Origin of the sequence: Candidatus Pantoea edessiphila, from assembly GCF_002933345.1 — a bacterium.
Taxonomy (GTDB): Bacteria; Pseudomonadota; Gammaproteobacteria; order Enterobacterales; family Enterobacteriaceae; genus Pantoea_C.
Genome location: NZ_PDKR01000001.1, coordinates 134704 through 150530, shown reverse-complemented (window position 1 = coordinate 150530; position 15827 = coordinate 134704). Strand labels below are relative to the sequence as shown.

Annotated in this window: 13 protein-coding genes; 3 read left to right on the top strand and 10 right to left on the bottom strand. The window is 26.3% G+C overall.

Going from position 1 to position 15827, the window contains the following annotated elements; translation table 11 throughout:
* Positions 1 to 248: 248 nt before the first annotated feature.
* The 8 genes from ppsA to thrS form a co-directional block, all read right to left on the bottom strand.
* Positions 249 to 2633 (bottom strand): phosphoenolpyruvate synthase, encoded by a 2385-nt coding sequence (gene ppsA, locus CRV09_RS00750; RefSeq protein WP_136132230.1) that lies wholly within the window; start codon positions 2631 to 2633, stop codon positions 249 to 251.
* Between the two features lie 426 nt (positions 2634 to 3059).
* Positions 3060 to 3362 (bottom strand): integration host factor subunit alpha, encoded by a 303-nt coding sequence (gene ihfA, locus CRV09_RS00745; protein WP_136132229.1) that lies wholly within the window; start codon positions 3360 to 3362, stop codon positions 3060 to 3062.
* A gap of 4 nt (positions 3363 to 3366) precedes the next feature.
* A complete protein-coding gene (pheT, locus tag CRV09_RS00740) occupies positions 3367 to 5790 on the bottom strand; it encodes a phenylalanine--tRNA ligase subunit beta (RefSeq protein WP_136132228.1) in 2424 nt (807 codons plus the stop codon).
* A gap of 15 nt (positions 5791 to 5805) precedes the next feature.
* Positions 5806 to 6789 carry a phenylalanine--tRNA ligase subunit alpha gene (gene pheS, locus CRV09_RS00735; protein WP_136132227.1) on the bottom strand — a complete coding sequence of 328 codons (984 nt, stop codon included), beginning with the start codon at positions 6787 to 6789 and terminating at the stop codon, positions 5806 to 5808.
* A 279-nt stretch (positions 6790 to 7068) separates the two neighbouring features.
* A complete protein-coding gene (gene rplT, locus CRV09_RS00730; protein WP_136132226.1) occupies positions 7069 to 7428 on the bottom strand; it encodes a 50S ribosomal protein L20 in 360 nt (119 codons plus the stop codon).
* Positions 7429 to 7455: 27 nt separating this feature from the next.
* Complete coding sequence (rpmI, locus tag CRV09_RS00725) at positions 7456 to 7653, bottom strand: 50S ribosomal protein L35 (RefSeq protein ID WP_136132225.1); 198 nt, start codon at positions 7651 to 7653, stop codon at positions 7456 to 7458.
* Between the two features lie 78 nt (positions 7654 to 7731).
* A complete protein-coding gene (gene infC, locus CRV09_RS00720; protein WP_136132224.1) occupies positions 7732 to 8280 on the bottom strand; it encodes a translation initiation factor IF-3 in 549 nt (182 codons plus the stop codon).
* 3 nt (positions 8281 to 8283) lie between these two features.
* The gene (thrS, locus tag CRV09_RS00715; RefSeq protein WP_136132223.1) at positions 8284 to 10212 is read right to left on the bottom strand and encodes a threonine--tRNA ligase; all 1929 of its coding nucleotides are present in this window, start codon (positions 10210 to 10212) and stop codon (positions 8284 to 8286) included.
* A gap of 787 nt (positions 10213 to 10999) precedes the next feature.
* On the opposite strand from thrS, the gene hxpB reads away from it, so the two are divergent.
* The 3 genes from hxpB to nadE all read left to right on the top strand — a co-directional run bounded on the left by hxpB (position 11000) and on the right by nadE (position 13279).
* The gene (hxpB, locus tag CRV09_RS00710) at positions 11000 to 11668 is read left to right on the top strand and encodes a hexitol phosphatase HxpB (protein ID WP_136132222.1); all 669 of its coding nucleotides are present in this window, start codon (positions 11000 to 11002) and stop codon (positions 11666 to 11668) included.
* A 176-nt stretch (positions 11669 to 11844) separates the two neighbouring features.
* Positions 11845 to 12387: a metal-dependent hydrolase gene (locus CRV09_RS00705; protein ID WP_136132221.1), complete on the top strand. Its 543-nt coding sequence runs from the start codon at positions 11845 to 11847 to the stop codon at positions 12385 to 12387.
* Between the two features lie 67 nt (positions 12388 to 12454).
* Complete coding sequence (gene nadE / locus CRV09_RS00700; RefSeq protein ID WP_136132220.1) at positions 12455 to 13279, top strand: ammonia-dependent NAD(+) synthetase; 825 nt, start codon at positions 12455 to 12457, stop codon at positions 13277 to 13279.
* Between the two features lie 81 nt (positions 13280 to 13360).
* Here nadE and CRV09_RS00695 read toward each other — a convergent pair whose 3' ends face one another.
* Positions 13361 to 14575 (bottom strand): bifunctional succinylornithine transaminase/acetylornithine transaminase, encoded by a 1215-nt coding sequence (locus CRV09_RS00695; RefSeq protein WP_136132219.1) that lies wholly within the window; start codon positions 14573 to 14575, stop codon positions 13361 to 13363.
* A gap of 295 nt (positions 14576 to 14870) precedes the next feature.
* Entirely contained in the window at positions 14871 to 15674 is an 804-nt protein-coding gene (gene sirB1, locus CRV09_RS00690; RefSeq protein ID WP_277870350.1) for an invasion regulator SirB1, read from the bottom strand.
* Between the last annotated feature and the right edge of the window lie 153 nt (positions 15675 to 15827).

Here is a 15827-nt window from a genome sequence, read left to right as displayed (position 1 = left end):
TTTTGTTTTAAACTGAAATAATTGTTTTCTATAAAGTTAGTTATATATGTAATCTATAGATTTAATTTTAATATTAGAATATATTAAAGATTACTAGATATACAATGTTTATATTTAGAAAATGACCGAATGATTTTAATCTTAAAAACAAGTAATTTGTTTTTATTAAATTTTATTTATTTTAAACATAAGAATAATATCTTAAATGAACATTACATTAGTAAATTATAGATGATTTCTATTATTAATTAAATTAAATTACTTAATTTAGCAATTTGTAGCCATGACTCTATAATGTTACCTGGATTTAAAGATAAGCTATCTATTCCTTGTTGCATTAACCAAAATGCAAAATCAGGATTGTCAGAGGGCCCTTGTCCACAAATACCTATATATTTATTTTGTTTTTTTGCTGCTTTAATTGTCATAGAAAGTAAAATTTTTATTGATTCATCAAATTCATTAAATGAAGAAGATAAAATACTGGAATCACGATCTATACCTAATGTTAACTGTGTCATATCATTAGAACCAATTGAAAATCCGTCAAAATACTGTAAAAATTGATCTGCTAGTAAAGCATTAGCTGGTATCTCGCACATCATAATTATTTTCAAATCGTTTTCACCACGATTTAATCCATGGTTACTCAATTCTTTGATAACAGATTTTGCTTGTTTAATAGTTCTAACGAATGGAATCATTATTTCTATGTTAGTTAACCCTATCTCATTACGTACTCGTTTAATTGCCTCGCACTCAAGAGCAAAACAATCACGAAAACCATCATTTATATAACGTCCTGCTCCACGAAAACCTAACATAGGATTTTCTTCTTTTACTTCGTATTGGATACCTCCTATTAAATTAGCATATTCATTTGTTTTAAAATCAGAAAAACGAACAATTACTTTTTTAGGGAAAAAAGCCGCACCTAAAGTTGCAATACCTTCTGTCAATTTTGATAGATAAAAATCTATTGGATTTTTAAACCCCTTTATAACTTGATAGATTTTATTTTTTATTTGCTTTGTTTGATTGCTAAAATTTAACACTGCTTTTGGATGGATACCTATCATACTATTTATGATAAATTCTAAACGAGCAAGACCAACTCCATCATTTGGTAAATATGAAAAATTAAATGCATTATTCGGATTACCAATATTCATCATTATTTTTAATGGTAATTTAGGCATTGTATCAATTTTTGAACTATTTACGGTAAATTTAAGCAGATTATTATATACATATCCAGTATCACCCTCAGAACAGGATACAGTTACTGCAGAAATATTATTAAGTCGATCAGTAGCATCTCCACATCCAACTACCGCAGGAATACCTAATTCTCTTGCAATAATCGCAGAATGACAGGTGCGACCTCCTCGATTGGTAATAATTGCAGAAACTTTTTTCATAATTGGCTCCCAATCTGGACCCGTCATATCAGTTACTAAAACATCTCCTTCTTCGATAGAATTTATTTTATTAATATTGGAAACAACCTTTACTTTTCCGGAACCTATTCTATGACCTATAGCACGACCTTGAGCTAATATTTCGCTTTTTTCTTGTAAAACATAACGTTCTATTTTATTAAAATTAGAACAAACAGTTTCTGGACGTGCTTGTAAAATAAATAATTTATTTGTATTCCCATCTTTTGCCCATTCTATATCCATAGCATTTTTATAATGTTTTTCAATTATTATTGCTTGTTTAGCTAATATTTGAAGATCATTATCGTTTAAACAAAATTTATCTCTTTCTATTTTAGGTACTGCTTCAATATGTACTTGTTTATTATTTTTAGAACAATTAGAATAAATCATTCTAACCTTTTTAGATCCTATAATTCTGCGAATTATTGATGGTCTATCAGCTAATAATGCAGGTTTATAAATATAAAATTCATCTGGATTCACAGCACCTTGCACTATCATTTCTCCAAGACCTAATGAAGCTGTGATAAATACAACTTTATCAAAACCAGATTCAGTATCAATAGTAAACATTACACCAGAACAAGATAAATCAGATCGAACCATATATTGAATACCCACCGATAGAGCAACATTTCGATGGTTATATCCTTTATGAATACGATACGAAATTGCTCTAGGGCTAAATAATGAAGAATATACCTTCTTAACTGAAATTAATACTGAATCAATACCCCTAACATTTAAATATGTTTCTTGTTGACCAGCAAAAGATGCATCTGGTAAGTCTTCAGCGGTTGCTGAAGATCTTATAGCAAAAGATGCATTAATATCACTAATTAACATTTGTTCATAAGCTTTACAGATTTCTTGTTCTAATTGCTCTGGAAGTGGTTTATTTAAAATCAATTGACTAATATGTTTGCTGATTTTATTCAATTTATCAATTTCATTAAGGTTTGTTTTTTCTAAAAGATGATAAATATCATTCTTCATGCCATCTTGATTAAGAAATTGATTAAATGCATAAGATGTAGTTGCGTATCCGTTTGGTACATTAATGCCAAGAGAGGATAATTTATTAATCATTTCACCTATAGATGCATTTTTGCCTCCAACTAAATGAATATCATTAATATTTATTTGGTGATACCAAAGTATTAATGGTTTTTCGGTTTTGCTATACATTTAGCTTATCCCTTTTTAACTTAATAAAATGATATAAAAAATAAAAAAAATGTAATTTAAGATACAAATTATAAATATTTTTAATTATAAAATTAGGTGTTTATATCTTAATTTTATCTAAATAATTTTTGCATATAAAAATTATTTTAATTAAAAAATATTTTATCCTATTACATTATAATAAATATCTTTAGTAAGATCTAAATTTAGTTGTTTATATTATTTATTATATAAATTTAATCATATTTAGGAAATAAACGTAAAAACTTAACCATTATATTTCACACGTTATATCTATATTACATTTATGAACTTATAGTAATCTTGAAATAAAAATTAATAATCTATCTAATTATGATGTATTTTTAATATTATAATTTGAACAGAAAAGCCAATAGTATATTTGGCTTTTCTGTAAATAAAAAATTAATTATTTTCTTTAAAAATTGCGTTTTCAACTCTATTTTTTAATTTTTGTCCTGGACGAAACGTGACTACACGGCGAGCAGTAATTGAAACATTTTCTCCGGTTTTAGGATTCCTACCTGGACGTTGATTTTTATCACGTAAATCAAAATTACCGAATCCAGAAAGTTTTACTTGTTCTCCATTTTCTAAAGTACAACGAATTTCCTCAAAAAATATTTCTATTAGTTCTTTTGAATCACGTTTACTTAAACCAATTTTTTCAAATAGATAATCTGACATTTCAGCTTTTGTAAGCGCCATAGGTTTAATTCCTCAAGGTTACCTGGAATCGCTCTTTTAATGCAATAATATACTTATTTAATATCATAGAAATCTCTTCTTCCTTAAGTGTTCGTTTAGTATCTTGTAAAATCAAACTAATTGTTAGACTTTTATAACCTTTAGAAATACCTTTTCCACGATACACATCTAATAAGTTTATCCCAACCAACTGATTTATGCCAATTTTTTTACATAAAGCAATTATGTTTGCTATGGGAATTTTTTCATTTACTATGAAAGAAATATCTCTTCTATTTGTTGGAAGATATGAAATTTCTTTTATTCTCATAATAGATTTGCAATCTGTAATGTCATTCCAAAATAATTCAAATACTATGGTTTCATTTTTTATTTTTAACTTATTTTTTAAGTTTGGATGAATTATACCTATAAGACCAATTTTTTTATTATTTAGATAAATCTCAGCACTTTTTCCAGGATGAAGTGCTGGATTTAATGCAGATCTAAAAACTATGTCATCTATTTCTTTAAATAATTCAAATAAAGATTCTAAATCACCTTTTAAGTCATAAAAATCAACTGGTTGAGATTTGCAATCCCAATGGTCCTCAAATTTATTTCCACTTATTAAACCTGATAGCATAAATTCTTGTCGAACCCCTAATTCAAATTTTTTATCTGGAAAAAAACAATATCCACTTTCAAATAAACGTATTCGGTTTTGTTGATGATTATTATTATAATTTAATGTTTTTATTAAATTAGTCCATAATGATAAACGCATAACGGACATCTCTTGAGATATAGGGTTGACAATCTTAATAGCTTTTTGATTTGGAAAAAATAGGGTTTGAAGCTTAGGATCAACAAAACTATAAGTGATAACTTCTTGATATCCTTTATCAACTAATAAATGTTTTGCCCTTTTTAAAGGGAAAATAGTTTCATAGTGATCGTGATCTATAATTTTTAAATTAGTCTGCATAGGTATATTCTGGATATTATTATAACCAAAAATACGAATTATTTCTTCAATCACGTCTTCTTCAATAAATATATCGACTCTCCAACTAGGTATTTTTATTTTCCAATTATGTTTTATTTTGTTTACCTTAAAACCAAGTCTTTTTAATATATTATTAACTTGGTAATCAGGAATCTTAAAACCAATTATGCGATCTAATGTTTCTCGATGTAAATTAATTATCAATTCTGACGGTAACGATTTAACATATGTTTTATCTATTATAGGACCTGGTTTACCTTTACAAATTTCTAATAATAATTTAGTTGCTAGTTCAAGTGATTTATATTGCAATTTATGGTCAATACCACGTTCATATCTATGTGATATATCATTATGTAAATTATAATAACATGCGTTATTAATGATAGATAATGGATTAAAATAAGCACATTCTAATAAAACATTTTTAGTATTATTATTTATATTAGAATGAAAGCCTTTACAAATACCTGCTATTGATAAAATTTTATTTTGATCAGCAATTACTAATGTTTTATCATTTAACTCAATATTTTTACCATTACATAAGGTCAATCTTTCACTTTTTTTTGCCATCCTAACATTTATATGCCCATCAATATTATCTAAATCATAAGATTGTATAGGTTGACCAATTTCTATCATAATATAATTATTAATATCTGTTAGTATATCTATAGAAATAATTCCACATCGTCTTAATTTTTCTTTCATCCAAAATGGTGTAGTGATATTAATATTAATATCTTTTATTACTCGTGCTAGATATCGAGGACATGAATTTGACTCTTCTATATGAATTGGTATAATACTATCTGTCTTTGCTGTGATTGGATTAATTATTAATTTTTTTAATGATAAACAATTCAACGCTGCAATATCACGAGCTATACCGATGATACTAAGACAATCAGCACGATTTGGCGTGATATTAATATCAATAATATTATCATTAAATTTAAAATAACTATAAACATCTTTGCCAATAGGAGTATTAATTGGTAATTCAATGATGCTATTATTTTTATATTTTGTTAATGATTCTGATGTGCTATCTGAAATTCCTAATTCATTAAGAGAACAAATGATACCTTCTGATATTGTTCCAAAAAATTCTGTTTTTTTAACTAGTATATTTTTTGGTAATTTTGTGCCTACAGTAGCTACAGCAACCTTCAAACCTAAACGACAGTTAGATGAACTACATACGATATTTAATATATTACCATCACCTACATCTACCTTAGTAAATTTTATTGAATTAAATTCATTTTTTTCTTTACATTCAATGATCTTACCGGTTAATACACCGCAGAATAAATCAGCAACTGAAGATATATTTTCAACTTCCAAACCTATCATGGTCATTTGATCACATAATTGAGCACTATTAAGATTTGGATTAATCCATTCGCGTAGCCATAATTCACTAAATTTCATTCAAAATCCTGAGATTTATTTAAATTGTTTAAGAAAACGTAAATTATTTTCGAAAAATGAACGGATATCTTTGATTCCATAACTTAACATGGTTAGGCGCTCTATTCCTATACCAAAAGCAAACCCAGAATATATTTTGGGATTAATATTCATATTAATTAATATATTTGGATGTACAATTCCGCAACCTAATACTTCTAACCATTTATTTCCTTTATCTATTACATCAAATTCTGCTGATGGTTCCGTAAAAGGAAAATAAGAAGGACGAAAACGAATTTTTACATCTTTTCGAAAAAAATTATATAAAAAATCATAAATAGTATTTTTTAAATTGGTAAAATTTATATTATTATCAATAACCAAACCTTCTACTTGATGAAACATTGGGGTATGAGATTGGTCATAATCGTTACGATATACACGTCCTGAGGAAATTATACGAATTGGTGGTCCCTGTCGTTTCATTATCCTGATCTGCACTACTGAAGTTTGAGTACGTAATAAAGTAGATTTATTTAACCAAAAAGTATCATGATTAGTGCGTGCTGGATGGTGTTCTGGAATATTAAGTGCATCAAAATTATAATATTGATCTTCAATTTCAAAACCATCAATTATGTTAAAACCTAATTTACTAAAATAAGCTTCAATTCTATCTATTGTAAGAGTTATAGGATGTAAACCACCATTATTTATTCGACGACCAGGAAGAGAAACATCTATTTGTTCTTCTAATAAAGATGTGTTTAACTCAATAGATTCTAATTTATTTTTGTGATTATTTATATAATCTGTTAATTCTTGTTTAGCTTTGTTAAGTATTGCAGCTTGATTTATCCGTTCTTTTTCTGATAGATTTTTTAGTAAATTTATTCTTTTTGTTATGTATCCTTGTTTTCCAAGATATCTTATTCTTAACAACTCAAGTAAAGAAATATCTTCACATTTATCTATAATTATAATAGCTTCTTCTATCAAAAATGATAGTTTAGACATCTTATTCTCTTGAATATTAAATGATTGATTAAAATATTAAATACAAATTTAAATTAATATTAAAAACAAAAAACCTCCTCCATAAATAAATAGTGGAGGTTTTGTGTAATTTTTATTTTCCTATCTATTCTAGAATTAAATTAAAAAACAAGAAAAATAAAAAATAATAAAATTAAGATTAGCTATTTAAATTGTAGAACCAAATTATCTATTTAGATAATATTACCCTAATTAATAGCCATAAAAAATAATATAAAAATAAATTCTAAAGTTAAAAATTTATTCAATAATCGCCTTATTAGCTTTTTCTATTAATTTAGAAAAAATATCTTTATCTATAACAGCAATATCAGCTAAAACCTTCCGATCAATTTTAATAGCTGCTTTTTTAAAAGAATTAATCAACTTGCTATAAGAAATACCATTTTGACGTGCTGCAGCATTAATACGTGCAATCCATAGTTGACGAAATTGGCGTTTACGTTGTTTACGATCACGATATGCATATTGTCCAGCTTTAATAACAGCTTGAAATGCTGAACGATATGTACGTGATCTTGCACCATAGTATCCTTTAGCTCTTTTTAAAATTTTTTTATGACGCGAATGACCAGTTGTACTGTGTTTTACTCGAGCCATCTAGGATCTCCTGTTTATATCTTTTTTCTATAAGTATGGTAAACATGTAGTAATTGAGTTTAAATCTCCTTTAGAAATTATACCCTTAAGACGAAGATGACGTTTACGCTTAGTGGATTTCTTAGTTAGTATATGACGCATGTTAGCATGTTTATGCTTAAAACTACCACATGCCGTTTTTTTAAACCTTTTAGCTACACTACGTATTGTTTTAATTTTTAACATTGTAAAATGTCCATTTTATTTTAATATGAATAACATAAATAATAAATAAAATGACTATACATAAATGTATTTAATCTTTTATTTCTTTTTAGGAGCAAGTATCATAATAATTTGACGGCCTTCAATTTTTGCAGGAAAAGATTCGATTATAGCTAAATCTAAATCCTCACAAAGATTTTTTCTAATACGATTTAAAATTTCTATGCCAATCTGTTGATGTGCCATTTCGCGACCACGAAAACGAAGAGTAACTTTTGTTTTGTTTCCTTCTTCTAAAAATTTAATCAAATTACGTAATTTAATCTGATAATCACCTTGATCTGTTCCAGGACGAAACTTGATTTCTTTAATTTGAATAATTTTTTGCTTTTTTTTCTGTTCCTTAGAAGATTTACTTTTTTCATAAATAAACTTTCCGTAATTCATGATACGGCAAACTGGTGGTTCAGCATTAGGACTGATTTCAACTAAATCAACTCCTAGATCTTCAGCTTTTTGCAAAGCTTCCTTCAAACTTACAACACCAATTTGTTCACCATCAAATCCTGTTAAACGCACTTCAGTAGCATTAATTTCATAGTTAATGCGATCTGAACGAGCCATCTGTGTTCTTTTTGTGCCTTTAATACTTTATTCCTCCAATTGTTGAACACTTCTAGTAGAAATTTCTTGTTTTAATTTTCTAATAAATAAATTAGTGTCCATTAATCCAATATCTTTACCATATCTAGTACGAACTGATATTTTTTCGTTTTTTATTTCTGTATCCCCACATATTAATATATAAGGAACATGATTTAATGTATGTTCACGAATTTTAAATCCTAACTTTTTATTTCTTAAATCTGATATAACACGAAATCCTTCATTATATAACTTACATGTTAGATTTCTAGCATGTTCTATATGTTTATTATTAATATTAGTTACTACTATTTGTATAGGTGTCAACCATGTAGGAAGTGAACCTGAATATTCTTCAATTAATATACCTATAAAACGTTCTATTGATCCTAAAATAGCACGATGAATGAGTACAGGAAAACGATGATTATTATGTTTATCTACATATACTGAATTAAGACGTTTGGGCAGAGAAAAATCTAATTGAATTGTACCACATTGCCAAGCTCTATTAAGAGAATCGAATAAAGTAAATTCTATTTTTGGTCCATAAAAAGCACCTTCACCAGGTTTAAATTGAAAATCAATATTATTTTCTTTTAAAACAGATTCTAAATTTTGTTCAGCACAACACCATATTTGATCTGTACCAATGCTTTTTATTGGACGAGTAGAAAGATGTACAATTATCTTTTTAAAACCGAATGTATGATAAATATCGAAAACCATACGTATACATTCATTAATCTCTTGTTTTATTTGTTCTTCTGTACAAAAAATATGAGCATCATCTTGCGTAAAGCTACAAACACGCATTAAACCATGTAGAGCACCAGATGGCTCATTACGGTGACAATTGCCAAATTCCGCCATACGTATCGGCAAATCACGGTAAGATTTTATTCCTTGATTAAAGATTTGTAAATGCCCAGGACAATTCATAGGCTTGATACAATATTCATGATTTTCCGAATTAATTGAAAACATTAGTTCTTTATAATTTTCCCAATGTCCAGTTTTTTTCCATATTTTACGTTCCATTATTAATGGACTTTTAACCTGTTGGTATTTATATTCACTTAATTTACTAGAAATAAACATTTGTAATTCATTAAAAATTATCCATCCATTATGGTGCCAAAAGATCATACCAGGAGCTTCTTCTTGAATATGATACAAATCCATTTGTTTACCAATTTTACGATGATCACGTTTATTTAATTCTTCCAATTGTTGTATATAATCAGTTAATTGTTTTTCATTTGACCAAGCAGTACCATAAATTCTTTGTAACATTTTATTGTTTTTATTTCCCTTCCAATAGGCTCCGGAAATTTTTTGTAATTTAAAATAACGACAAAAACCTATGTTGGGTACTTGAGGACCATCGCACATATCAATATAGTTTTCATGAATATATAAATTGATATGCTTTTCTTTATGCATACGTTCATTAAGAAGAATAGTTTTATATGTTTCACCTTTTTTTAAAAAAAAATCAAGAGCCTCCTGATAGGAAACTTTTTTGTTCAATATTTTGTAATCAGAATTAATCAATTCATTCATACATTTTTCTAAAATTTCTAAATCCTTATCATTCAAAGAACAATCAACATCAATGTCATAATAAAAATCTTCGTTAATAATCTGATTAATAGCCATCTTAGATTTAGGCCATATCATTTTTATCGCATAACCTAATAATTGTATACATGACTTACGGATAATTTCTAAACTTACATTATCTTTTAAAGTAATAATATCAAGTGATGAATCACAATCTATAATATAAAATGAATCAACTAATTTACCGTTTACTCTACCAGCTATACAAGATTTTGCTAAATCATTACTAATACTTAAAGCAACATCCATAACATTGATATCGTAATCGTAATAACGATTACTCGTATCAGAAAAAGTAATTAAAGGCATTTCATATCCTTGATATTACAATTATGTAATCTATAAAAATTTAAAATTAGATTGTATTAAATAATAACTTATCATCATTTAGAATATTATAAAAATCTATTTAAGTATAGTAAAAACACAATAACTAGATAATTTAACTTATTAAAGTTTCCTAATATATTGATTTAATAATTTTTAATAACTTTATAATCATATAGAAATTCAAAAATCAGTATGATTTTAATATAAAAACAATGATAATATTTTGTATATTAATATTATTTATTTTTTAAATGAACTTTTTTAATAATTAATAAATCCAACATAAGATATTAAAAAGCACTAAAATTAAAATATAACATAATTAAATTTTAATATTGCTTGAACACTATCTTAATATAAATTAACATAATTTAACACAAAAAAATACAAATAGAAAAATAATTTAAAATTGATTATTAAAAACGTTAAAGTATAGATTAAACTGTACTTAAGTTAACTTATAAGTTATTTAGCAAGATTTTTATATTTTATAACTTTAGTTATTATTAAATTACGATATCTAATCGTAAAGTCTTTAATATAAATTATCTTTAATATAAATTAAATAAAAATAAGACAGAAATAATATTTTTAAAATAAATTGACTATTTTATTAAATTGTTCTAAAAAATTAGAGATAATGACAATTACTTAATCAAAAGACCTTATATATTTATAATTTTAACTGCTTTATTTTATATATTATATATATTATATAATAAAGTGAAATATTATTGACGCAATCTATAATTAAGACGAAAAATTTATGTATCCTGAAAGACGTATTTTAGCAACTTTTTTTGACATGGATGGAATTATCATAGATTCCGAACCGCTATGGTTTCAAGCCAAAAATGAAGTTCTTTCTAAATTAAATATTGACATATCTTGCTATACTAAATTACCTAATACAATTGGTTTGAGAATAGATCAAGTAATATGCACGTGGTATGAACTTTTACCCCTAAACAAACCAAGTAAAAAGGAAATAATAGATATGATTACAACAAATGTAATGATTTTAATTGAAGAAAAAAAACCTCTATTGCCTGGAGTTAAATTTGCATTAAAATTATGTAAAAAATATAATTTTAAGATTGGACTTGCCTCTGCTTCGCCACTACGTATGTTGGAAAGAGTATTAGACATATTTAATTTAACTCATTATTTTGATCTAATTATATCTTCTGAGAATTTACCTTATAGTAAACCTCATCCTCAAATTTACTTAGATGCAGCAACTCAATTTGATATTAATCCACAAAAGTGTGTTGCTATAGAAGATTCTTTTAACGGAATGATTGCTGTTAAAGCAGCTCGTATGCGTTCAATTGTAATCCCTGCAATTGAATATCATAACGACTTAGTATGGTCTGTGGCAGATGTAAAACTTAAAAGTCTTGCACAACTAACATTTGCACATTTAAATGGTTAAACATGATATCTAATATTAAAAATAAAATTAATAAATAATTTAAATATTAGTTAATAATCAAACACTGTCCATATTTTTATAATTTTTAAATTGAAATATTTATTTCAATAAATTTATTTATTAAATTTAAATTGTTGTATACTGAATAGTTCGTTTAAATCTTCAAAAGATTAATTATGACAAAAAACGGCCACATTATTTTTGCTGTAACTACCGCTATTTTTGCTAAGCGTTTTGAACTTAATTCAGTAATGATACAAGCAGATTGGTGGCACCTTATTCCAGCTGTGTTAATTTCTTGCCTTATTCCTGATATTGATCATCCAAATTCACTAATCGGACAGAAATTACGTTGGATTGCTCAACCTATATCATTAACTTTTGGGCATAGAGGATTTACACATAGCTTATTAGCATTAATCATTTTATGGCTTTCTAAATTTACTTTTTTTAAAAACTTAGTAATACCAGATGATATATTTCAAGGTATTATACTTGGTTATTTTAGCCATATTATTGCTGATATACTTACTCCTGCTGGAGTACCCTTATTTTGGCCTTATCGAAAACGTTTTCGTTTTCCAATTATAAATAATAATAAAAATAAAAAAATTGAAAAAAGAGTTTGTTTTAGCTTATTTGGTTGTGTCATATTATTTCCAATGTATTTTCCTTTGTTAGTGAAATATATTGCTCTATTATATATTAAAATTATATAATTTTAACTAGTTATCACATAATAAGTTAAAAAAAGATGTGTTTTTATTTATTAAGGAATAAAATATAATGTCATTACAACAAGAAATTATAAAAAAACTTGGAGTTAAACCAATAATTAATACAAAACAGGAGATTCGTAATAGTATTAATTTTTTAAAACAATATTTAATTAAACATAAAAATATAAAAAAATTAATACTTGGTATTAGTGGTGGTCAAGATTCAACTCTTGCAGGAAAGTTATCCCAGTTGGCTATTTCTGAATTAAGAAAAGATACAGGCAGAAATGATTATATTTTTATCGCTATAAGATTACCTTATGGAATTCAACTTGATGAACAAGATTGTAAGGATTCTTTATCTTTTATAAAACCAGATCGTCATATAATTGTAAATATTAAGAATGCAGTTTTAGCTAGTGAAAACGCTTTAAAAGATGCCGGAATAATTATATCTGATTTTGTAAGAGGTAACGAAAAAGCTAGAGAAAGGATGAAAGTGCAGTATAGTATAGCTAGTATGAATCAAGGTATAGTAGTTGGTACTGACCATGCAGCAGAATCAATTACTGGTTTTTTTACAAAATATGGTGATGGGGGAACTGATATTAATCCGTTATTCAGATTAAATAAACGTCAAATCAAAAAAATGTTACAAGCAATTGACTGTCCACAACATTTATACCTTAAAAAACCAACAGCTGATTTAGAAGATAGTCAACCAGCTAGAGAAGATGAATCCGTTTTAGGAATTACTTATGATATCATAGACGACTATTTAGAAGGTAAATCATTAAGCATAAAGAATATAAAAATTATAGAACAACTTTATTTAAAAACACATCATAAAAGACATTTGCCAATAACTATTTTTGATAATTTTTGGAAATAATTATCTAAATTTAAAACAATTGTTTTAATTATTAAAATTAATTCATTTTATATTTCTATGACATTATTATAACAGCAATAATCATTTATTTTTTATAACAAACTTACATGCGTTAGCAAATCTTTTCATACCAATGTTTATTTCTTTTTTACTAATATTTAATGCTGGAGTAAAGCGTATAACATTGGAACTAGCTACTAAGGTCATTACTCCGTAATTTGCAGCTGAAATATTTATTTGATTAGCTTGATTTTCAAAATTTTTATTTAAAACTGCACCAATAAGTAATCCTAAACCTCTTATTTTTTTAAATATATTTAACTCTCTGTTTATTTTGTTTAAATAGTTAACAATCCATGCATGACGTTGAGCAACTCCTTCTATAATTTTATCTTTTTTAATTAATTCTAGTACTTTTGTCGCTAATGCACCTGCTAATGGATTACCACCATAAGTAGAACCATGAGTACCAACAGTCATCGTTAATGCAAGTTCGTTTGTAGTCAAAACAGCACCAATAGGAAATCCACCACCAAGTCCTTTAGCACTTGTTAAAATATCTGGTATTACTCCATAATACATATAGGCATAAAGTTGTCCGGTACGACCTATTCCAGTTTGGATTTCATCAAAAATTAATAATGCATTATACTTATTACATAATTCTCTTATTTTTTTCAGAAAAGCTATTTTAGCTGGGATAACACCCCCTTCTCCTTGAATTGGCTCAATAATAACTGCACAAGTATATTTATTAATCAATGAAATAACAGATGCAATATCGTTAAATGACGCATGTTGAATTTCTTTAGGAAGTGGTTCAAAATGTTTTGCATATTCATATTTTCCTCCAGCTGCGACTGTAAAAAAAGTACGACCATGAAAAGAATTATCAAAGGCTAATATATTATTCTTATTTTTACCAAATCGATCTCTAGCTACCTTACGTGCTAACTTCATTGCTGCTTCATTTGCTTCTGCACCAGAATTACAGAAAAATACTTTGTCTGCAAAAGTAGAATCAATTAATTTTTTTGCTAGACGTAAAATCGGTTCATTAGTATAACCATTACCAACGTGCCATAGATTAGCTGCTTGTTTCCGTAAAGTTTGTTGTAATAATGGATGTGCATGTCCTAACACATTTACAGCAACTCCACTAGTAAAATCTATGTAATCTTTGCCGTTTTGATCCCATACAGTTGAGCCTTTAGCATAAACAGGTATAAACTTAGCAGGATTATAAACTGGTATCATCCAATTATCGAAATCTTGACGCAAAATTTTTAATGACATAGTTATTTCTCTTGTTAATTACAATTAGTAAAATGAATAAATTTTAATTTGCTAGAATAAATTGATAGATATAACTTCAATCAAAAATTGAAAAATGAATAGTATTAAAATTGTTTTAAATAAATTATTAGCTAGATAAACATAGAATATGTGATAAAATTAATATTTAAAATATATTTTTTTTTAATACTTGAGGTAATAAAAATATTAACAATAACTATTAATTAGTAATTATTTAATTATAAACAATAAACAAAGTTGATTTTTATTTTACTAGTTAATTAAGTTATTATATTTAATGTATAATTACCTTTTTTTGTTTAATTATATTAATTTGAAATTTAATCATTTCACTTACTAAATCTTCCGGACAATGTTCAACAAAATAAGTCAAGTCATTAATTGCAATATGTTCGCAATCTAACTGAGCATAAATTAAACCACGATCTCTAATTTCGTAAGGATCGTTAGGATTGATAAGAAGTAATATTTTATTAACATTAAGAGCTAATTCCATTTTTCTTTCTTCCATTAAAGCAATTTTTAGTGTAGTTAACAGCTTATAAATAACACTGATATTTGTAGCCTCATCAAGATCATCATCATGCAATTTAGCATTTGAGTCAATATTTCCTTTTAACCAAGCCTCTAATATAGAAAGGTTAAGCGTATCTCCATTAAATGGATCAATCAGCCAATCGTAATTATCAACCCAACCAGCACGTAAAATCAATTGGGTAGGGAAAATAATAGGCATTAACGTTAACTGTAATTCGTTAGCTATATGAATTAAAATTATACTTAAAGAAATTGCGGTACCTTGTCTTGTTTGTAATACCTTATCTAACCATAATACATCTGATAAATTATACGTGCCACTAGCTCCTCCAAATCTCCATTCATTATAAAAAAGTTCAAATAATTTTTTGAGTTTTAATTTAGAACTTTGTTCTAATTCTACATAATCCTTAGCTTTATTAACTAATATTGACAGTTGATTTTTTACAAAAGACAATGGAAAATCGGAACGAATATCAACCATAGTATCAACAACTGCTTCACATAACATCATCTGACTAAAGTCTAATTTTTTAACCAAAGTATACCATCCCTAATATAAAAGTTTTCAATTATTGTTGATAAATTAATGAAATTATTAAAATGACTATTGATTATAGTATAGTTATTTGTTTAATATTAAATAATAACTTAAATATTTTTTGTAATCTAATTTAAATTATTATTATGAAGT

Excerpts from the sequence above, each read along its gene's own strand:
- ppsA (WP_136132230.1), bottom strand. The coding sequence starts at position 2,633 with ATGTATAGCAAAACCGAAAAACCATTAATACTTTGGTATCACCAAATA.
- ihfA (WP_136132229.1), bottom strand. The coding sequence starts at position 3,362 with ATGGCGCTTACAAAAGCTGAAATGTCAGATTATCTATTTGAAAAAATT.
- pheT (WP_136132228.1), bottom strand. The coding sequence starts at position 5,790 with ATGAAATTTAGTGAATTATGGCTACGCGAATGGATTAATCCAAATCTT.
- pheS (WP_136132227.1), bottom strand. The coding sequence starts at position 6,789 with ATGTCTAAACTATCATTTTTGATAGAAGAAGCTATTATAATTATAGAT.
- rplT (WP_136132226.1), bottom strand. The coding sequence starts at position 7,428 with ATGGCTCGAGTAAAACACAGTACAACTGGTCATTCGCGTCATAAAAAA.
- rpmI (WP_136132225.1), bottom strand. The coding sequence starts at position 7,653 with ATGTTAAAAATTAAAACAATACGTAGTGTAGCTAAAAGGTTTAAAAAA.
- thrS (WP_136132223.1), bottom strand. The coding sequence starts at position 10,212 with ATGCCTTTAATTACTTTTTCTGATACGAGTAATCGTTATTACGATTAC.
- hxpB (WP_136132222.1), top strand. The coding sequence starts at position 11,000 with ATGTATCCTGAAAGACGTATTTTAGCAACTTTTTTTGACATGGATGGA.
- CRV09_RS00705 (WP_136132221.1), top strand. The coding sequence starts at position 11,845 with ATGACAAAAAACGGCCACATTATTTTTGCTGTAACTACCGCTATTTTT.
- nadE (WP_136132220.1), top strand. The coding sequence starts at position 12,455 with ATGTCATTACAACAAGAAATTATAAAAAAACTTGGAGTTAAACCAATA.
- CRV09_RS00695 (WP_136132219.1), bottom strand. The coding sequence starts at position 14,575 with ATGTCATTAAAAATTTTGCGTCAAGATTTCGATAATTGGATGATACCA.